Raw genomic sequence first — 20,596 nt, forward strand, 5'->3', positions numbered from 1 at the left:
AATAAAATTTAAACATATTTAATTTGACTTAAGGCTAGCTTAAATCATATCCGGATATAAACTTACAAGGATCGGGTTGAATCATGCATATTGAAAAACTGGAGTATTTGGTCGAGGTCGCGAAAACCGGCTCCATCTCGAAAGCCGCCCAAAATCTTCACGTCACCATTTCGGCAGTCAGCCAGTCGATTTCGAGCCTTGAAGAGGAATGGGGAGTTGCCGTTCTGAAACGGCAGCGCACGGGAGCCGTCCCCACCGCCGAAGGAGCCGTCATCATTAAAAAAGCGGCCGAGCTGCTGCAGAAATACGAAGAATTGAAGGAAGCCGCCCAAGGGTATTCCGAGCTGGTCCAAGGACGACTGCGAATCGCAACGATTCCCGGCCCCATGCTGCTGCTCGAGCAAGTGGTACTGGATTTCAAGCGGAAATATCCGCAGGTCAAAATCGAGATCGTCGAACAAGGTTCGCAGGATATTATCGACGACGTTTTGAACGACAAAACCGACCTGGGTTTCATCATTCTTTACAAAAACCGGCTGATCGAACATTTGGGGCTTGATTACGACCCGCTGCTCAAAGTCAAAATGGTTGCCGCCACCAGCATCCATTCGCCGCTCGCTTTTCAGAAAACAATTACGCCGGAAGAGCTTAAACGGCAGAACGTTGTGCTGTATAATGATGATTATGTGAAATGGTTTATGGATGATTTTCAGAAAAAATACGGGCCGGCCGATATCGTATACACCACGAACAACCGCGCATTGATCAGCCGCGCCTGCCTCACCCATTCGGCGGTTACGGTCGGGCTCAACTATTCGTTCATTTCCGAACCGATCTCCGACACCGTTATCCTGGATTTTGATTTCCCCCAGCAAAGTCCGGTATTCCTGGGAGTCATTCAGCGGAAGGAACATCATATTTCCGCGATTTCACGGCATTTTCTAGACCGCATCAAACATGATATTTCCGGTTTGCAAAACATGCTGTAAGCCGGAAGTGGCGTTAAGCAGGAGGACAACGACGCAATGAACTTTTCTTCCCTCATTCTAGGATTGATCTTGTTTCTGAATTTTATTTTCGCTTTGGTCGTCGTGTTTAAGGAGCGCCGCGACCCTGGAGCGACTTGGGCTTGGCTGCTGGTGCTGTCGTTCATCCCGATTGCCGGCTTTTTGCTGTACCTGCTCTTCGCCCAAAACTTCAGGCATGTCCGCTTGTTCCATTGGGACGACCTGAAAAAAATCGGCGTCAAAGAGATTATTTTGGAGCAGCTGGAACGCATTCAGAGGGGCAACTTCCGGTTCTACAACGAATCGGCCAGCAAATACAGGGATCTCATCTACATGTATTTGAAAAACAACCACTCGATGTTTACCGAAGAAAACGCGGTGGACATCATTACCGACGGACAGGAGAAATTCGATAAGCTGTTCAAAGACATTCACGGGGCAAAAGATTATATCCATGTCCAGTATTACATCATCCAAAACGACGTCCTCGGCAAAAAATTGATCAACCTCCTCACGCAAAAGGCACGGGAAGGCGTGAAGGTCAGAGTGCTCTATGACCAGCTGGGCTCGAGAAAGCTGACAAAAAGGTTTTTCCGCGAATTCCGGGCCGCCGGCGGGCTTGCCGAAGCATTTTTTCCTTCGCGGCTGCGCTTGATCAACTTCCGTTTGAATTACCGCAACCACCGCAAGCTCGTCATTATTGACGGCGAAATCGGCTATGTGGGCGGGTTCAACGTGGGGGACGAATATTTGGGGCTGAATTCGAAGTTCGGCTATTGGAGGGACACCCACTTGCGGATCATCGGATCGGCGGTTTACGCGCTGCAGATTCGGTTTATTTTGGACTGGAACCAGGCCTCGCACCATCACGCGATTACATACTCGCCGAACCTGTTCCCGGAGGTGGCTCCCTGCGGCCGGATCGGCATGCAGATCGTCACGAGCGGACCGGATTCGGAGCTTGAACATATCAAAAACGGATACATAAAAATGATTTCCTCCGCGAAAAAAACGATTCACATCCAGACTCCTTATTTCATTCCGGATGCAAGCGTGCTGGATTCGCTGCGGATCGCCGTTCTGTCGGGCGTTGAAGTCAAAATCATGATACCGGACAAGCCGGACCATATTTTCGTGTATTGGGCCACGTATTCATACATCGGGGAGCTATTGAAGGTAGGCGCTACCGTTTATCTGTACAATAACGGTTTCATTCATTCCAAAACGATCGTCATCGACGAAGAAATTGCTTCGGTGGGTACGGCCAATATCGATTTTCGCAGCTTTAAGCTGAACTTTGAAGTCAATGCCTTTTTGTATGACGACCGGATTTCGAAACAATTGACGGAGATGTTCGAAGAGGATTTGCGCGTATCCCGGCAGTTGACGCTCCAGGAATACCACCAGCGCCCGAGATGGATTCGGATCAAGGAAGGCATATCGCGGCTGCTGTCGCCGATTCTGTAAGAAAAAAAGAGCGGTCCCATGCGGGACGCTCAGGCTGTCGAGAAACCCCCTGTTTTTTTGCAGGGGGTTTAAAATTGCCTCGTCGGTCACTGAAGTAGGGGTCTCAGAGCGCTTTAAATCGATTTTTATTTTAAAAGATATGATTCCCCATATAAAAAATAGAGTGTCGAAAAGTCCGTTGGACTTTCTCGACACTCTGAGCGGTCCCATGCGGGACGCTCTTTTTTTATGATGATTTATTTCATCTCTATCGACTCGTTGATCTTCGCCCAGGCAGGCTGGCCGATCAGCCCCAAGCGCCAGAAAGCGACGCCTTTCAGGTCATACCGTTTGGCCAGGCCGATCTTGGTGTTGACGGTACCTGCGTTTTCGCTGCCGAGCGAGATCCCGAGAATCAGCCTGTCTTTGCTAGTTTCCTTCAACGCCAGGCGGATGGCCTCGTCGACCCGCTTCAATGGTTCGGGGCCTTTTTCCTGTTCGAACGCATAAGCCATAATCACCAAATCGTCCGCCAGACCCGATAACGTTTTGTAATCATACCCTGCATAGGAACTGTTCAGCGGATGAAGGATCAGCGTCAATTTCAGGCCTGCCGCGCGGGCTTTGGCGGAAAGCTTTTTCACGAATGCGTTGTATTCCGCTTTGACCTTGTTTTTGTCGCCGGTCAAACCAAGCCCTTCCAGATCGAGCGCAATGCCTTTAAACCCTTTTCCCGCGGCCGCTTCCACGATCTCCGAGGTGGTTTTCTCCTGCAGCGCCTGATCTTCCAGGTTTTTCGTCAATTCGCCGCTGGAATCCACGGAGTACACCATCAAATACGGCGACGTTCCTTGCTGCGCGGCATCTTGAATGATCGATTCCGGCGTGACTTCGCCCGCAGCCTGCGGCCATTTATACTCCTTGCCCTCCATCGTGAATTGTCCGGAAGGATCGATCCGGCTCCAGCCGAAAGCAACCGAATCGAAAGACGGGATGTATGCCCGTTCATCGAAAGAAGATAACGCGTAAAAGCCTAACGTATACATATCTTCCTTGGGCGACGTGATCGAAACGGTTTGCGTTTTCTGATCCCAGGCCACCCCGGCCCCGAACTGCTGGCTAAAAAAGCTGAGCGGGATCATCGTGCTGCTGCGGATCGTTTGCGGGGCGTTGGCAAGGGCTACCGTTTTCCCGTCGACCAAAGCTTGTTTGCTGCCGATGGTCAACACGACCTGTTTGGAGATCCCGTCCTCTTTTTTCGTAGCCGTGATTTTTTGTTCCTTCTGGTTCCAAGTCACTTGAATGCCAAGCGCTTCGGAGATGGCCCGGAACGGCACCATGGTCGTTCCCTTCAACACGGTCGGCTCCACCGGAAAAGACAGCGGATATCCGTCGAGCATGATGCTGACCTTGCCTGCAGCCTTGGCCGCATCCGCGGGAATCGCGGAGAAAGAGCCTGCAATCAAAACGGAGCTTAAAAGAATTTTCCCAATGACCTTCATATTCGGTTCTCCCATGATCTGAAATATAGTTTTGTTTGATTTAATAGAATGCTAGATTCACTATACCATGATCCCGAATACCATTTCCACCCAAAACAGGCAAAGCAGGGTTGTTCTCTGTGCCTGCACAGCCTTCCCCAACGGCAGGTCATCGGGAACCGGGGAATCATAGACAGCGGGCACAGCATAGAATAGTTTAGAAGGATAGGATAAAACCTATTGCTAGATTCGACGGACGAATGATCTGAAGGATCGTCGCCAAAAACGATGAAAAACCCCGCAGCCGTGGCTTTGGGGTTTTTGCGCTTATTTAATCGTGTTTTACCGGAACCCGTTTAATAAACAGGCCGATCACGAAGCCCGCCAGAGCGATGATCATGCCGAACATAAAGGCATGCGATACGCCGGCCGTCAACGCTTCGATCGGATTCCCGCCCGGATGGGTTTTAAAATAGCTCTCCTGCCCGGCCGACATGATGCTGACGGCAACCGCCGTGCCGATGGCCCCCGCCACCTGCTGAAGAGTGTTCATGATCGCGGTTCCGTCCGGATAATATTCGCGCGGCAGCTGGTTCAAGCCGTTTGTCTGCGCGGGCATCATGATCATTGAAATGCCGATCATCAAGCAGGAATGCAGCACGATGATGAGGAAAGCGGCGGAAGCGGCCGTTACGCCCGAGAAAAACCACAGAGCCGCGGCTGCTACAATAAAACCAGGGAATACAAGCCACTTCGGACCATATTTATCGAACAAACGCCCCATGAGGGGAGACATCAAGCCGTTCACGATTCCCCCGGGAAGCATAATGAGTCCGGCGTAAAACGCCGATTTTCCAAAACCGCCCTGCAGGAACAGCGGCAGCACCAGCATCGACGACAAAATGATCATCATGCTGATAAAGACCATGACGACGCCGACCGAAAACATCGGGTATTTGAATGCCCGCAGGTTGATCATCGGCTGCTTCATTCGCAATTGATGCCAACCGAACAAGAGCAGTGCCGCGATACCGATGATCAGGGACGCGATCACCTTCGGACTCGTCCAGCCTCCGCCTTCGCCGGCGCTGCTGAAGCCGAACACGATGCCGCCGAAGCCGATCGTCGATAAAATGATCGACAACAGATCGATTTTCGGTTTGGTGATGGTCGATACGTTTTGCATGAACAGGATGCCGCAAACCAGCGCCAACACGAGAAAAGGCAAAGACAGCCAGAAAATCCAGTGCCAGCTGAGGTTTTCGATCAACAGACCCGCGATCGTCGGGCCGACCGCAGGGGCGAACATGATCACGAGGCCGATGATGCCCATGGCGGCGCCCCGTTTTTCTGCCGGGAAAATAACCAGAATCGTGTTGAACATCAGCGGTAGCATAATGCCCGTCCCCGCGGCCTGAACGACGCGAGCGACCAGCAGTACTTCAAAACTCGGCGCCAGCGCCGCAATCAAACAACCGGCGATCGAAAAGATCAGCGCGGTAATAAATAATTGTCTCGTCGTAAACCATTGCAGCAAAAGGCCGGATACCGGCACTAAAATGCCTAGCGTCAGCAAATATCCCGTAGTGAGCCATTGCGCCGTCGGCGGCGAAATGTGCAGCACCTGCATCAAATCGTTTAAAGCGACGTTTAACGCCGTCTCGCTGAACATCCCGATAAATCCGCTGATGAGCAGCGCGACCATGATCGGGATGACTTTGAATCGTTTGTCCGAGCTTGCTGCCGTTTGTGTATTTTGCATGGCTGCTTCCACAATACCTAACCTCCATATGTCTGATTTCTATCTCTATTTGTTATCTAGATAACTGTCGCTCTTTCTATCTCAATCTTCTTTTTTATGTCTTTCGCTTTTTGGAGACGATTGATCCGACCGGCTGACGTCCAGCAGGCGTTCTACCAGTATCCCCATATACTTGGATGCCGCATGGATCGGTCCGGAATCCTGCTTTGTCATGGCAATGATCAGCGAACCTTCCATCATGGACAAGATGACCGTGGCCGTCTCGGCGGCACGTTCCGCATCAAGTCCCGCCGATTGCAGCCGCTGGGATAACATCCCGTGCCACTCATCGATTGCGTTCTGACAAGCTTCCCGAAGCGATACGCTGACGGAACACGTTTCCACTGCATTCCAGAAGCTGAGAGGGGTAAAACCCTCAAAATTCGATTTTTCGGCATCCTCGGCCATCATTTCGATATGGTATGGGATCGCTTGGGCCGGATGTTCGAATCGTTCGAAAGCCTCCTGCCATTTGCCGGAAACCATTCGCTTAATCTGCTCGATGCATTCCCGCGCAAGCTCCTCTTTCCCTTCCGGAAAATAATAATAGAGCGAGCCTTTGGGGCATTGGCTTTCCTTGATGATTTGGTTCAATCCCGTTCCATGATATCCCTGCACAGAGAACAGTCTGGTAGCCGTTTTCACGATGATTTCACGCGAGTTTGCTTTGCCTGCCATGGAAGCGAGGCCTCCTTTCTCCAAAATTATAACGAACGGTCTACATATTATAACGGACAGAAGGCCTTGATTGTCAACGATTTTCTTTTGCAGAAAATTTTCCGGAGGTTTGCCGGCCGCGTGCTGCCAATAAAAAACGGCTGCCTGCCCATTCGGTGGACAAACAGCCGCTTCATGAATTCATTTGCCATGCTCTTTTAATCGAGTGGGCGCTTGCCGGCATCCATGCCGGAACCGGAAACGGTCATGACCGGCTTGACGGTCAGATCGCTATGTACGCGGATTTGGCAGGAAAGCCGCACGTTCGGCTCGTGGATTCCTTTGGTTGCGAGGATCGCTGCCTCCGCTTCGCCCATGGCGCCGGCGTCTCCTTCAAGGATCTCTACGCGGCAGGTCGTGCATCTCGCATTGCCTCCGCAGCGGTGCAGAATGTCGACGCCGTGATCCTCCAGAGCAAGTACCAGCTTTTGTCCGTCCGCCGCTTCAATGGTTCCTTTTCCTTCGACTTGAATCGTTGGCATGTGGAATCGCTTCCTTTCTTTCGCTAGATATTAAGCATCATCCCGATGGGAATGATACACGAGTCTCTATTATTGCTTGACGGAAGGTATTTTTCAAGTGATGTCCAATAAATCAGCTATCGATCCGGGTGTCTACATTCCGGACGGACCCGCGTTGAACCAGTTCAATGCCCAGCTTATACGTCGCGTTGACCTCTTCCCCGTTAAGCATTTGGAACAGCAAATGCGCCGCCAAGGAACCGGCCTCGTGTTTGGGCTGGCGAATCGTCGTTAGCGGCGGATTCATGTAACCGGCCTGCTCGATATCGTCGAAGCCGATGATCGAAATGTCGCCGGGAATCGAATACCCGCCTTCCTTCAACGCCGCCAGGCCGCCGATGGCCATTTCGTCGTTCCCGTAAAAAATCGCCGATGGCAATTCGCCCTGCATCATCATCGTTTTGGTGGCGCGATATCCTCCATCCCGCACAAAACCGCCGGTCAGGCGCCACTTCGTCTTCTCGCTTAAATCTCTCTCGTTTAAAGCTCGGATATATCCCTTATAACGTTGGCCGTTGTCATACGAGTTTTGCGGGCCGCTGACATAAGCAATGGTTCGATGTCCCGAATCCAGCAAATGGCGCGTGGCGGTATAACCGCCTTGTTCGCCGTCCACCAACACGTTCGCCAATCCGTCGCCCGTAAGCTCCCGGTCCATCACGACGATCGGAAAACGTTCCGACGCCGACTCCAGCAAAATTTCGTTCGGAATGTTCTGGGCCAATACGATCGCCCCGTCGGCCCTTTTTTCGCGGAGAAAACGGACGGCCGTGGAGTCCTGGGCGCCGATGGAGCTGCAGGCGATCAGATCGTAACCGTTTGCAATCGCCACGTCTTGAATGCTCCGGATGAGCTCCGAATAATAAGGCCCGGAAAGATCGGTCAGGATCAGCATGATCGTGTTGGTGCGGCTCCGTTTCAAATCCATGGCAAAACCGTTTTTGCGGTAGTTCAGCTGCCGGGCTGCCTCAAGGACTTTCTCCTTCGTTTCTTTGCTTACTTTCGGGTCCCCGTTTAATGCATAAGAAGCCGTCGAAAGCGCAACCCCCGCCAGCTTCGCCACGTCTTTTATGGTCGCCATTCGACCTCCTCCTTCCCAAATGACTTCGTTATGTATAGATTATGCGATTCATAAAAATGATGCAAAAAAAGCGCCTACATCCAGGGTTAATGATACCGGACTTAAGCGGTTTTTACAATGAAGCCGGGGGTTCCCCGACGAATCGCCCGCTCATGACAACAACCCCCGCCGATGCGGCGGGGTTGTCTGTCGATTGGAACTTAAAACAGGAGAGCCTTGGCGTATTGTTCTCCTTCGAGCAAATCGTATTCGACCAAGCGGTAATCGTTTAAGAGCGACCGCTGATCAGGGGTTAGCTGCGATATGATTCCCGAAGCGCCGATCAGCACGTTTTTATTGAGCCCGGGTATTTCGGATTGCACCTTTTCAAGCAGTTTGTAATACGGAGGCAACTCCTGTCCGCTCAGCTTGAATAACGTCGGTCCGATAAACGATGGGCTGATTGTGCCGACGGAGCTTTTTCCGATATCGAAATTGGCCATGTACAGAAGCTTCGTCTCATGTTTCAGCCGCGGATTTTGGTCCCAGCCTGCCTGGGCGTAGATTCCCGAAGACAAGGCCGGCAGATGGTCGCCCCAAAATACGACGATCGTTGGACGTTTGATGTTCTTTAATTCGCCGCTTAAATAGGCAACGGCTTCGTCGGTCAATTTCGTGTCGTGCACGTACGTTTCCATCTCGTCTTTATATTCCGGCTTGACGCCGCCGACCGTAATCGTGTTCTCACCATTCAAGCCTTTCGTGAACGGAAAATGGTTTTGCATCGTCACGAGATGCAGAAAGGCGGGCTTATCCGACGATTGAAGCTGGCGAACCGCTTCCTGCATGGCATACTTATCCGTGATATAACCGTTCGGCGTAAACCGTTCCGCGTTCTGCAAATCCTTTTCGCTCGTAAAACGGTCGAAGCCAAGAATCGGATACACCCGATTTCGGTTATAAAACGTATCGTCAAACGGGTGAAGGGCTTTGGTTTCGTACCCTTTTTCTTTTAAAATGCTGACGATCGACGGAAGCGAAGACATTTTGACGATCCGCTGCTGATAAGGAATGGATCCGTCCTTCAGAAAATACATCGACAAACCGGTTAACGCTTCGAATTCGACGTTGGCCGTATTCCCCCCGAATTCGGGAGAAAGCAAATACCCGGAAGGCGTTGCATGCTCATGCTGATGGATGAACTTCAGCGGATCTTCGCTAAAGGTATAGGTAGGCAGCCGGGTAGGGTCGAAAAAAGCCTCGTCCATGATATACAAAATGTTCGGCTGCTCCGCGGCCGGCTTCGCCGTTCCGCGATCCGGCAGGTTGCGGTATTTGGCGGCGATTTTTTCGATCGCCTCTCTGCTGTACCCTTCGGGTTTTTCCATCAGTTTCTGGTTCAGGTTGCCCGTAAAAGCATACACAAACCCGTTCTGCGCGTAATTCACCTTCTGGTTCCAGGGAATATTTTGATAGTGCATGGAGGTTGCAAACGCGCTTTGCCCGCCGACCATTTGAATGAACCCGGCAATCATCAAAACGGACACCGCTACCATGACGAGGCGCAAAGGCAGCTGAACCTTGAGCTTGGGCAGCTTAAACGCCAAATACGCCAGCGCGGCGACGATGACGACCGCCATGATCACGGCTGCGGGAGAGATCATGCCATGCGTGATTTTGGTCATTTCCTTGGCGTTTTTAACCTGCATCAAATCCCATGGAAATAACGGTTCGCCGGTCGTGCTCAGCTTTTTATAATTGGCCACCGCCAAAATGCAGCATACCAAAAAAGCGAACAACGCGCCGGAATACACATTCGGAATGATCGCCGCAAAAGTGAGCAGCACAAAAAAGAAAAACAGGCTCCCGGAAATATAAAGCCAATAATATTGCGAAATCCAGGACAGAACCCTTCCCAAACTCAGGTTCAGGGATGCCGCCTGCATGATGAAATTCAGGACAAAACCGCCAAAGAACAGGGTAAGCAACGTCGCTCCCAACCGCTTCGAGGGTTTAAACAATTGTTGCACTCGTATCCTCTCCTTACTTGACTCAGGCGGATATTATACTACATATTTCTTAAAAGCAGATTAAAAAAAGAAAAAGACTTGCGCTTCAGATGACTGAAGGTCAGCCTTTTACAAAAGGTGCTTCTTACTTCGTTTTTTGATGCATGTCAGCGAATTTGACGGCTATGCACACCCTGCCCGGCGGCCTGATCCCGCTTGAACGGGCGGCTTGCCGCCGAGCGTGTCGATGGTGTATCGCAGCAGACGCCGGGTGGCGCCTTGGAAGAAAACTCCTAATCTTGCAGGCAGGGGCCAATGAATTGGAGGCTACTTCCGTTTCATCGCTCGGATTCGCTGCCTGGTCTCCGAATCAACGCGGGTCGACTCGATTATTTTTTGCAGCGCTTTGTTGTATGTAAAATCATCGACCGTGCTGTTCTGCAGGTAAGCCATTGTCGTAGCCGGCAGTTTTACGTAACACATCGATAATGCCCAAGCCACGGCCATTCGGACGTAATAAGCTTCATGGCGGATCCGATCCAGGATGTGCAGCACGCGATCGATATAGGTTTCGTCGATGTAATAATTGAGCAGCATGACCACGCCAAAACGGATGTCGTATGCTTCTTCGGACCGTAAATATGGCTGAAGAAAATCCCATACCAGCTCCTTGTTCGTTTTGGTGAATTTCAAGCCGGAGCAAAACGTATCGCATACCGACCAATTGTCGATTTTAGGGACAAACGCGGCGACATAATTCAGCTTTTCAGCGGGGTCCGCTTTTACATGGCCTATCAAAATGCCCTCCAGCATTACCTCTTCGAAATATTCGCCTGGTGCATGCTGCAAATAAGACCGCCAGTCCCCGTTTGCAATCCCCTTCGCCAATTTGCGCAGCTCCGGAATCCGGACGCCCAGCAAATTGGATACGCCCGGAATGAGGGATGACGCAAATTTTTGGTATTCAGGTTCGGCCAGCTCCAGCAGCTTCGCTCGAACGACCGCCGTTTCCGTTACCATCATGAACTTCCATCCTTACCTGTATGATATTTCCCATAAATAGATCGAGGCGACGGAACCATACGGCGAATAACGCCGCCGGTATTCGTCGAACTGCTGTTTGGACAACCCGTCAAGACCGTAGAGCTTCATCATTCCGCGCCGGATCGCCACATCCCCCCAGCTGACCACGTCAGGCCGCTGCATCGCATGGAGCAGCACCATTTCAGCCGTCCACACGCCGATGCCCGGAAGCGCCGTCAAGCGGCGGACAACTTCGGCGTCAGGGAGTTGAACAAGCTCATTCAAGTTAAACTCGCCGGTTCTAATGCTGCTGGCGATGCGATGGATGGATGCCGCTTTTTTCTCCGTCAAACCGCAGGCCCTTAACTCCTCCGGAGACTCCGCCGCTATAACGGCCGGATCGATTCGCCCGAACCGGCGAAGCATCCTTTCCCAGATGGACTGAGCTGCTTTGACCGAAATAAGCTGGCCTACCACCGCCTGGCTCAAAGCTTGAAACAGGTCCGGATTCGCGGGTCGCTCCACTCTCCCCAGCTTGTCCATGGCCGCGCCAAGTATGGGATCCGCGTTCTTTAATGCTTCCGTTTCCGTCTTGCCGTATTGAAAAAACGCGGCGTTTTGACTCAACATAGGCTTGTTCCCCCTCCCGTCGCGGCTTTCGTTTAAAATTAGGGTTCAAAACCCTTTTGGCTGAGAAACACTTGATCCTTCGGAAAAGTTCCGATGAACCGTTCATAGACGGTCCGGTATGCGCCGGGATCATACCATTCCTTAAGCCCGATTTCCCCGTAAAGCCGCTCGATGCCCAGGCTTCTTGTCCGCTTTCCGCCGCTTCCGTCACCCATAAAATAATCGTCGATGCATACCCGGTCGACAAGGGTGCGTAATTTGGACGGAAAAGCATCCGTGCTCGGAAGTACGGGCGCAATCGTTGCCTGGGCCGGCACACCGGCTTCCTTCAGAAGCTTCAGCGTCCTAAGCCTCGCTTCGATCGGCGGGGTTCCAGGCGTAAAATGGCGTCTGATGCCTTCCCTGTCCGTTTCCACGGTCATGCTGACCCTGACGCGATCCCCCAATCGAAGAAGCAAATCGATATCGCGTTTCACGAGGGGACTCCGGGTCTGTACCAGCAAAAAGTCCGGCGGCAGCTCCGCCATCGCTTCCAGCAAGGAGCGCGTAATCCGTTCCGTCGCCTCCGCCGGTTGGTAGGGGTCGGTGCTCGAGGACATGAAAATCGTGACCGGCCCCTTCTTTCGAGCCCTGGCGAGCTCTTTCCGGAACACGTCAGCAGCGCCATGTTTGACATCCACCCACGTTCCCCAAGCCTTTTCACGGAAGGTGGCTACGGGCATTCGCCGGACGTAACAATATGAACAGCCAAACGAGCAGCCCGAATACGGGTTTAGCGAATGGCTGTAACCGGAAAGGAAGCCCGTCCCTTTATTCAGCATCGATTTTGGCGTTTTATATTCCAGCGAATAGGTCATGGCTTCTCCCCCCGGGTTCAATTCTCATATCTAAAGTTTCCGTTTTATGTCGCATCATGGAAAATGACGCCCAAGCTGTACCTTTTGCCGGCCGTTACGGTGCCGACCCCATGCCGCAGAAAAGCCCGGTAATGTCCCCTTGCTCCTTGAACGGGACGGAAGCTCGTCGGGAAAATGACGCCGGCTCCCCGTTCCAGCTTGATCGCATGCCCGCGGCTTTGCGCGCGCGGGCGCTGTTCGACCAAGAGAAACTCGCCGCCTTCATAATCGACATCCTTCCGGTTCAACGTAAGGAGCACCTGAAACGGAAAATATACCTCGCCGTACAAATCCTGATGCAGGCAATTATACCCTCCGGCTTCATATTTCAGAATGAGGGGCGTGGGACGGCGTTGTCCTGCTTCATGGCACTTCTCCAGAAAAGCGGAAAGCGTGCCGGGATACCCCGGCTCCTTGCCCAGCTGCTCCAGCCAGCGGTTGGCGGCAGCCGCCAGCGGCGGATAAAACGCCTCCCGAAGCTGCTGCAGCCGGCTGGGAAGAGGCGACTGAAAATACTTGTATTCCCCGAGCCCAAAACGGTATCTTTTCATATCGATCGTTTTTCTGTACAGCTCTTCGGCGGGGTAGGACGCAATGAATGCCTCGCACTCCTCCGGAGTCAGGATCGGCCGGAAAACGGCGAATCCCTGCTGATCCAAATCCCGGTGGAGCGCGTCCCAGTCCAAAGCCGCAACCCGTTCCGAAACCTCGTTATGCATGATGGGCAACCTCACGGGCCCGGGTATCGGCGGCCGCTTTCTCGATGGACAACAGCCGCGATTTCATCTCGAGCCCGCCGCGAAAGCCGGTTAAGGCTCCGTTTTTGCCGATGACGCGATGGCATGGGACCGACATGAGCACCGGATTGGCGCCGATCGCCGAACCCACGGCCCGAACCGCGGCCGGCTTGCCGATCGATTCCGCGATGTCCGAATAGGAGCGCGTCTCCCCGTAGGGAATGGAGCGCAGCGCCTCCCAAACCGAACGCTGGAACGGGGTGCCGACCAGGTCGCAGGGAATCGTGAAGCGCACCAGCTTGCCTTCGATGTAATCCGCCAATTCGCCGATATAAGGCGACAGCGCCTTATCGTCCCGGATCAGCTTCGCCGGGCGCATGTGTTTTCCCACCCATTCTTCCATTTCCTCAAACGGCTTGTTAGCCGAACCTACGTAGCAAAGGCCGCGGGACGTCGCTGCGAGATGCAGCGTCCAGCCTCCGTGTTCCAACACTGACCAATAAACAGGTCCTAACACTTCACTTTTCATCGAATGCGCCTCCTTGGGTCCATATCTCCGTTTCCATCATCCGTTTTCGATATTCGTAGGGGGTCATGCCGAATGTTCGTTTGAATAGCGAGATGAAATAGGACGGATTCGGAAGCCCAACGCTGCTTCCGACCTCGGCTACGGACATGTTGGTTCGGGCAAGCTGCTCGCGCGCCTTATCCAATCGGATGCCTTGCAAATAGGCGACCGGCGTTGCTTTCATGATTTTTTTGAACGTCCGGTGCAAGTGGTACGGGCTGCCATGAAACATCTCCGCCAGCATATTCAAAGTCATCGCGCTGTCGTAATGCCGCTCCATGTACCGGGCGATCGCTTCGACCCACTCGCGGTCCGGCAAACGTTCGCCCGTCGGCTTGCAACGTTTGCACGGCCGGAATTCCTCCCGAATGGCTTCCGCCGCGGTGCGGAAGATCCGAACGTTGGCCCGGTTGGGGACCTTTGACTTGCAGGAAGGCCTGCAAAAAATCCCCGTTGATTTGACCGCGTAAAAAAACTTGAAGTCATAGGACGCGTCATTCCCGATGATCGCCTGCCATCTTTCCTCCGTTAACGCCTCTTCTTTCGCCATGTTCATATTCGTTCACCCCTTCATCCAAAGTATACCCTCTTTTTCGTCCGGACGAAGGAATATCGGAATAGAAAAGCAAGATCGTGATATTCCGCCGCTCCCCTGCTTCATTTGGGTCTTCCCCATGGGATTCCATATTTTTCGTGCTTCTAGGTCTTTTATACATTTTAACAGGAACATACGTTCCTTACAATATCAACCTAATGCAAAACATAAGGGAAGATTCGAATGCATATTCGCCCCTTCCATGGGGAAAATATCCACGAGGTGTTGATTATGGGCGTTTTTCAGAATTTAAGGAAATTTTTCTTCACGCAAGGGAAAAGCTCGGATCAGGTGACCGCCAAACCCGAAAAAAACGAAAAACCTGCTTTGAACCATATACTGGATCAGTTTAAGGACTGCATCGATTTTCAGCAGCGCACGTATCCCAATTGCTCTGTCCATATCGTTTATCTCCCGTTCCTGGTGGGACCGGAGCCGCTAAAGCGGGATATCGTCGATCCCCTTTCCGAAGCCACCGAGGAGGAAGCGGAACAAATCTTTAAACGTTCCCAATACAAGCTGACGGGCGACGCCAAGGAATGCGTCAAAGGGATCCTGGACGGTCAAGCCGCCATATTTTTTCGGGACCTGACCTATCTCGTCGATATTTCCGAGCCCGTTGGCCGATCGATCTCCCAATCCGAGACGGAGACGGTCATTTCCGGCCCCCACGACGGCTTCGTGGAAAATCTGTCCCAGAATCTGGGCGTATTGCGAAAAAAAATCAAAAGCACGCATTTAAAAACCGTCAAATTTGAGGTCGGGGAAATCGCCAAAACCGACGTGGTACTGGCTTACATCGACCGGATCGCGGATCAAGACATGGTGGAAGACTTGAAAAAGCGGATTCGATCGATCGAATTCGATGCCGTCATGGATTCGAACATGCTGATTCAGCTGATCGACGAAAATCCGAACTCCGTATTCCCGCAGTTCATGACGACGGAGCGCCCGGACGCCATCGCGTCCAAACTGATCGGCGGCCGCATCGTAGGTTTTGTGGACGGAAGCCCGTCCGCGTTTGTGTGTCCGACCAACTTTTTTGATTTTTTCTCTTCGCCGGACGATTATTACCAACGCTGGCTGCTGGGGTCTGCCCTGAGGATTTTGCGGTTCATCGGCTTTCTCATTACGATCAGCTTTACCGCGTTCTACGTTTCCGTGACCACCTATCACTATGAAATGATTCCGCACACGATGCTTCTAAACTTGACGGAATCGCGCGCAAAGGTTCCTTTCCCGCCGCTTATCGAAGCGCTGCTCATGGAGACGACCATCGAGCTGCTTCGCGAAGCCGGCGCAAGGCTCCCGACGAAAGTCGGCCAAACGATCGGCATCGTAGGCGGTATCGTGATCGGTCAAGCCGCGGTGCAGGCCGGGTTCACGAGCAACATTCTCATTATCTCGGTCGCCACGTCCGCCATCGCATCGTTCACTATCCCAAGCTATATCATGAGCGCATCCATCCGCCTGATCCGGTTCGGCCTGATCATCATGGCCGGCGTCTTGGGAAATTTGGGGCTCATGATGTGTATCGGCCTTGTGGTGATCCACTTGTCGGGAGTCACCAACATGGGAACGTCCTATTTGACGCCGCTGTCTCCGATGAACTTTTCCGCTTTGCTGGACACGTTCGTTCGCGGACCTTTTTGGGGCCTTAGAAAGCGCCCTTCCATTTCGGATTCCCAAAACAAATCCACCAATAAAATGCGGAAATAAGGGTGAACAAAGTGAAAGAAAAATTAAACGTTTTCCATATCACCCTGCTCATTTTCATGACCGAGATGAACATCACGATGTTCAGCCTCCCCCGCTTGATCGTCGAAAATATCGGCACGAACGGATGGATCGGCTATTTGGCGTTGTCCGTTCTCGCCACGTTTAATATCTTTCTGTATTGGCTGGTCTACCGCATGGGCCGCGGCGCCTCCGTATTTCAAATCATGGAGTGCGCGCTGCCCAAAGCGGTCATGTATCCGGTCTATTGGGCGCTGGCCGTTTTTTGGATATTTACGGCTTCCTTCACCGGAAAAAATTTCTTCCTTATATTCCAAATGCTGTCGTTCCAGACGACCAATCCGATGTTTATATTCCTGCTTTTCTGTCTCATGGTCTTCGCCCTCTTGATCAAGAATATTTACAATATCAGCAAAACGGCGACTGTATTTTTCTTCATGACCATATGGACGGTAGGGCTCACGGTGTATCAGTTCCAGGATTGGGAGATCGTCCGGTTTTCGCCGCATCTGTTCCAGCTTGCATCCCAAGGCCATTCGTTTCGCAACTGGATGGAAGTGTACACCACTTTTATGGGTTACGAGCTCTGCATGTTTCTATTTCCCCATGTCACAAAAAAGAGCAAATTGTTTCAAGGCGTGTTCATCGGGCACTGGGTGATTACCATTGCCCAGTTAATCGTCATACTGACTGCGTTCGGCTATTTCAGCTTTCATCAAATCGAGTCGCTTCTATACCCCATCATCGATTTGCTGGATTTCATCGAAATGCCGTTCATTAACCGGATCGAAAACCTCGTGTTCTCGATGTTCGTGTTCGCCAATTTGATCGTGACGGTCATGTACTGTTTTGCCGCCCTGACCGCGATCAAGCAGACATGCCCGAAAGTAAAGCCTAACCGGCTCGAGTTCGTGATCGTGACCATGGTGTTTTTTACCGGATACATCCCTAAATACCTGGGGCAATCGGAACAGCTCTTACGAAAAGTGCTGTACACTGAAACTTACATTGCTTTCATCGTACCGGTGGTGCTGATCTGCGTGCTGCTATATCTCAAACTGAAAGGAAAGGTGCCGAACAATGAAAGTTAAGCTCGTTTGCCTTGTCCTTCTCGTGGTGCTGACGGGTTGCACGGACGAGCATATTTTGGAGAAATCCGGGTTCATCCGAACGATTGCCTATGACAAGGAGTCCGGTGAACCAAAAGATTCCATGAGGGTCACGATCAGCATTACGAAATCGAACCACCAGGATGCCATCGTATATTCCGTCGTCGCCAAGTCCGACAAAGACGCAAAATCGCATTTTGACCGGCAAAACAACCGGAGATTGGTCACCGGACAGCTTAGGCAGGTGTTATTCGGGGAAAAACTGGCCAGGGAAGGGATTTGGAAGCATCTCGATTCCTTGCGCCGGGATCCCATGATCGGCTCCAGAATGCACGTCATCATCGCGGAAGAGGATCCTTACCACATCTTGCTTCGCAATGACTACCCGCAGGGACCGACGGCTGGCGAATACATCGATACGCTCATCCGGACGGAAGCCAAAGCAGGCGACATCCCCGATTCCAACCTATATACTTTTTCAAGGGATTATTATGACGAAGGAATCGATCCGGTAACCACCATCATTAGGGAACAAAAGGAAAGCTTGATCATCGACGGCGTCGCCCTTTTTAAAGACGACAAATACGTCGGGAAGGTGGAGCCGAGCGACCGGATGTTTTTTGGGCTACTTCACCATAACATTCATGCCGGCGATTTATATCTGAACTTGAAAGAAGATCACGATGATGGCGAGCAGGCTTCCCTGCAATTTCTAAGAAGCCGCCGCAAAATTCATGTCACCTCTTCATCGAAGCTGTTGCAGGGAAAAAGATTGAAAGTAGACATGGACATTAAGGTTGAAGGTTCGCTGCTCGAGTATATCGGGGAACTGGATATGAAAAAACCAGCGGAGCAGCGCAAGCTGGAAGAAGAGATTCGGAAATCCATCCAAACGAAATGCCGTTCCTTGGTCCGCACGCTGCAGGAAAAACAAACCGATCCGCTGGGGATCGGCCAATATGTGCGCAATTCGCTTCCCGTTGGCGTATGGCATCGACTGGATTGGAGGAAAGTGTACGCGGACGCGGATATTTCGGTCCATGTCCATGTCCGGATTAAGGATTACGGAAAGCTGCAGCATTAGAATACTTTTTCGATACATGCCCTTGGATTACCAAAAAAGCAGAGCCTCGGCTCTGCTTTTTTACGTGCTTCGAACAATTCGGAAACGTTCCAATATGAAGCGCGGCTCAAGTTGTTGAAACGTTTATGCGGCCGTCGTTTTTTCGGCTTTCCTGAACCGGACGTTCACGAGAAGGATGCTGGCCAGGATGAGAAGCAGACCGAACACCAAGTTCAGCGACACATGTTCGTTCAGGAACAATACGCTCGTAACAATGGAGACCAGAGGAATGAGAAAAGTATATGACCCCACCTTGCTGGCTTCTCCCTCATGAATCAGCTTGAAATAGACGAACCATCCGAGGGCGATGACGAAGACGGCAATAAAAGCCGTATCCGCCATGAACGGCACATTCCACTTGATGTCCTTCCAGCTTTCCATCTCCGAACCTCCGGCCAGAAGGATGATGCCGCCGATCGTGACCTGCATCGCCGTAAGCCAGAGGGAATCGACGCGGTGTCCGATTTTTTTGACGAAGACCGTGCCCAGCGCCCAGGTGAGCGCCGTTACGAGCGCAAGCACGATGCCGATCGGGGCAATGTTTCCGGTCATGCCGCCGACGCTCATCGTGGCGACGCCGACGAAGCCGATGATCAGCCCGAGCATTTTTTGGCGCGTCATCCGTTCTCCAAGCCACCACCAGGAAAACAGGCCGAGCAATACCGGCTGCAAAAACACGATGGCCGAAAACAGCCCCGACGGCGTGTACTGGAGCCCGATCGTCTGCACGCCGTAATAAAGCACGATGCTGAGCAGGGCAGACAATACATACACATGCCAGTTCCGGCGAAATTGCAGCTGCTTGTACTTGGGCAGCGCTACGAGCACGAGCAGCAGCCCGCCGATCAGCGCGCGGAGCCCCGCAAACAGCACCGGCGGCGTATATTGAAGCGCAAATTTGGACAAAGGCCAGTTGATGCCCCATACCAAAATGAGAAAAGCCAAAAGAAAAATCGTTTTGTTATGCTGTCGCATGGATCTTCACTCCTTGTAAAAACATCGGCATGGAGTGAATTATACTCCTATATGTCAGCTTCGTCATGGCTTTTTTCTGAAAGCGTTTCTTTCATGAAAAGGTTCTGATGCTCTGCTCTTGCTACAACTGCTTCATGCTGTTTAAGGCCGGAACCGTCAGGGCCCGGTCTGCTTCCGTTCCCCGCGCATGCGGATTGGGAGTAAAATGCTTCATATGCCGGTGAAGCACCGCCGCAGCTTCCAGAACCTCCGGCCCGGCGACATCCACGGCCGAAATCCGGATCGCCTCGTTCCCGATCTCCACGATCCGAAAACCCGGCTCATCCAGGCAGGCCGACATTTGTACGAATGACCAGTCGTCGCGCTGCACGATCGAATCCATGTGCGTATGGCCGTTGAAATAAATGCCGATGCCTTTTTTGCGGTTCAGGATGTTCCACATGTCGATGCCCGGATGAATCGAGCCCTTTTCCCGCTCCGAACCGGCGGTGGTCCGGTATACCGGGTGATGGCCGAACACAAGCAGCGGCTTTTCCCCGGACGATTCCACCTTGTCTTCCAGCCATGCCAGCTGCTCGAAATCAAGCCAGCCTCCCCAGTCGTTGAAATCCAATTCTTTGGCCGTATCCAAAAAAACAAGCATGGCTCCCTCGGTATCGAGCACGTGATAACGCTGTTGTCCGGTAATCTTCAGCACGTCCTCCCTCGTTTGCCCGTAGAGGTCGTGATTGCCGAGCACGTGGACGAATGGTTTATCGGGCCGGCGAAGCATCGCGTACACCTCCTCCAGCTCCGACGTTAGTCCAAAGTTGGTCAGGTCTCCAAGCGAAACGTACAAATCCGCATCCAAATTCAAAAACTCATCCAGCACATGCCGATAAAACGCGTCCCGGGCATCCGCAAGCCCCGGAATCGACCGGTCGATCTCGTGATAATGTAAATCCCCAAGCAATGCCAATCTCATATGGATCGCTCCCTCCGCTGATCAGGTTCAAGTATTTCTTCCCACTATATTACAGACCAAGTGTTATGGATCCATTAAGTTCACGGCCATCGTTTGTAAAAGACAACGGAAGCCTCCGCGAAACAAGTCATTAAATCGTAATCGTTACGTATAAATAAACGAACCTATTTTTTTGCATCCGATCCATGGATCCGTCA

The 20,596-nt window shown here is 52.1% G+C and carries 19 protein-coding genes; 5 read left to right on the forward strand and 14 right to left on the reverse strand.

The window, feature by feature from the left end:
- The first annotated feature begins 83 nt into the window (after nt 1–83).
- Nucleotides 84–989, forward strand: a complete 906-nt coding sequence (locus tag KI367_RS02955; RefSeq protein ID WP_212947484.1) for a LysR family transcriptional regulator — start codon at nt 84–86, stop codon at nt 987–989.
- 36 nt (nt 990–1,025) lie between these two features.
- On the forward strand, nt 1,026–2,474 hold the full coding sequence (gene cls / locus KI367_RS02960; RefSeq protein ID WP_212947485.1) for a cardiolipin synthase: 1,449 nt from the start codon (nt 1,026–1,028) through the stop codon (nt 2,472–2,474).
- Between the two features lie 236 nt (nt 2,475–2,710).
- On the opposite strand, the gene KI367_RS02965 is transcribed toward cls, so the two are convergent.
- The 12 genes from KI367_RS02965 to KI367_RS03020 form a co-directional block, all read right to left on the reverse strand.
- Nucleotides 2,711–3,955 (reverse strand): stalk domain-containing protein, encoded by a 1,245-nt coding sequence (locus KI367_RS02965; RefSeq protein WP_212947486.1) that lies wholly within the window; start codon nt 3,953–3,955, stop codon nt 2,711–2,713.
- Nucleotides 3,956–4,265: 310 nt separating this feature from the next.
- Nucleotides 4,266–5,696, reverse strand: coding sequence for a DHA2 family efflux MFS transporter permease subunit (locus KI367_RS02970; protein WP_212947924.1), 1,431 nt, complete (start codon nt 5,694–5,696; stop codon nt 4,266–4,268).
- Nucleotides 5,697–5,777: 81 nt separating this feature from the next.
- On the reverse strand, nt 5,778–6,413 hold the full coding sequence (locus KI367_RS02975) for a TetR/AcrR family transcriptional regulator (RefSeq protein WP_212947488.1): 636 nt from the start codon (nt 6,411–6,413) through the stop codon (nt 5,778–5,780).
- Between the two features lie 197 nt (nt 6,414–6,610).
- Nucleotides 6,611–6,934 (reverse strand): 2Fe-2S iron-sulfur cluster-binding protein, encoded by a 324-nt coding sequence (locus tag KI367_RS02980; RefSeq protein ID WP_036715632.1) that lies wholly within the window; start codon nt 6,932–6,934, stop codon nt 6,611–6,613.
- A 112-nt stretch (nt 6,935–7,046) separates the two neighbouring features.
- Nucleotides 7,047–8,054, reverse strand: coding sequence for a LacI family DNA-binding transcriptional regulator (locus tag KI367_RS02985; RefSeq protein WP_036715633.1), 1,008 nt, complete (start codon nt 8,052–8,054; stop codon nt 7,047–7,049).
- 200 nt (nt 8,055–8,254) lie between these two features.
- Nucleotides 8,255–10,063: an LTA synthase family protein gene (locus tag KI367_RS02990; protein ID WP_212947490.1), complete on the reverse strand. Its 1,809-nt coding sequence runs from the start codon at nt 10,061–10,063 to the stop codon at nt 8,255–8,257.
- 306 nt (nt 10,064–10,369) lie between these two features.
- Complete coding sequence (locus KI367_RS02995; RefSeq protein ID WP_246536554.1) at nt 10,370–11,065, reverse strand: DNA alkylation repair protein; 696 nt, start codon at nt 11,063–11,065, stop codon at nt 10,370–10,372.
- A gap of 12 nt (nt 11,066–11,077) precedes the next feature.
- Nucleotides 11,078–11,695, reverse strand: coding sequence for a DNA-3-methyladenine glycosylase family protein (locus tag KI367_RS03000; protein ID WP_212947492.1), 618 nt, complete (start codon nt 11,693–11,695; stop codon nt 11,078–11,080).
- 38 nt (nt 11,696–11,733) lie between these two features.
- Nucleotides 11,734–12,552: an SPL family radical SAM protein gene (locus KI367_RS03005; RefSeq protein WP_212947500.1), complete on the reverse strand. Its 819-nt coding sequence runs from the start codon at nt 12,550–12,552 to the stop codon at nt 11,734–11,736.
- A 44-nt stretch (nt 12,553–12,596) separates the two neighbouring features.
- Complete coding sequence (locus tag KI367_RS03010; protein WP_212947502.1) at nt 12,597–13,310, reverse strand: 2OG-Fe(II) oxygenase; 714 nt, start codon at nt 13,308–13,310, stop codon at nt 12,597–12,599.
- A complete protein-coding gene (locus tag KI367_RS03015) occupies nt 13,303–13,857 on the reverse strand; it encodes a methylated-DNA--[protein]-cysteine S-methyltransferase (RefSeq protein ID WP_036715639.1) in 555 nt (184 codons plus the stop codon). Before KI367_RS03015 ends, KI367_RS03010 begins: the two co-directional genes overlap by 8 nt.
- A complete protein-coding gene (locus KI367_RS03020) occupies nt 13,847–14,446 on the reverse strand; it encodes a bifunctional transcriptional activator/DNA repair enzyme AdaA (protein WP_212947925.1) in 600 nt (199 codons plus the stop codon). Before KI367_RS03020 ends, KI367_RS03015 begins: the two co-directional genes overlap by 11 nt.
- 276 nt (nt 14,447–14,722) lie before the next feature.
- Between KI367_RS03020 and KI367_RS03025 the strand changes: the two genes are divergently transcribed.
- Genes KI367_RS03025 through KI367_RS03035 form a run of 3 tightly spaced genes read left to right on the forward strand, consistent with a single transcriptional unit; the run spans nt 14,723 to nt 18,421 of the window.
- Nucleotides 14,723–16,210, forward strand: coding sequence for a spore germination protein (locus KI367_RS03025; protein ID WP_212947504.1), 1,488 nt, complete (start codon nt 14,723–14,725; stop codon nt 16,208–16,210).
- Nucleotides 16,211–16,221: 11 nt separating this feature from the next.
- Nucleotides 16,222–17,319, forward strand: a complete 1,098-nt coding sequence (locus tag KI367_RS03030; RefSeq protein WP_212947506.1) for a GerAB/ArcD/ProY family transporter — start codon at nt 16,222–16,224, stop codon at nt 17,317–17,319.
- Nucleotides 17,309–18,421 (forward strand): Ger(x)C family spore germination protein, encoded by a 1,113-nt coding sequence (locus tag KI367_RS03035; RefSeq protein WP_212947508.1) that lies wholly within the window; start codon nt 17,309–17,311, stop codon nt 18,419–18,421. Before KI367_RS03030 ends, KI367_RS03035 begins: the two co-directional genes overlap by 11 nt.
- Before the next feature lie 123 nt (nt 18,422–18,544).
- Here KI367_RS03035 and KI367_RS03040 read toward each other — a convergent pair whose 3' ends face one another.
- Together KI367_RS03040 and KI367_RS03045 are read right to left on the reverse strand one after the other, a co-directional pair.
- Nucleotides 18,545–19,435, reverse strand: coding sequence for a DMT family transporter (locus KI367_RS03040; protein ID WP_036709372.1), 891 nt, complete (start codon nt 19,433–19,435; stop codon nt 18,545–18,547).
- A 121-nt stretch (nt 19,436–19,556) separates the two neighbouring features.
- Entirely contained in the window at nt 19,557–20,399 is an 843-nt protein-coding gene (locus KI367_RS03045; RefSeq protein WP_036709369.1) for a metallophosphoesterase family protein, read from the reverse strand.
- Nucleotides 20,400–20,596: the final 197 nt, after the last annotated feature.

Source organism: Paenibacillus cookii (genome assembly GCF_018333375.1).
In the GTDB taxonomy this organism is placed as follows: Bacteria; Bacillota; Bacilli; order Paenibacillales; family Paenibacillaceae; genus Paenibacillus_AQ; species Paenibacillus_AQ cookii.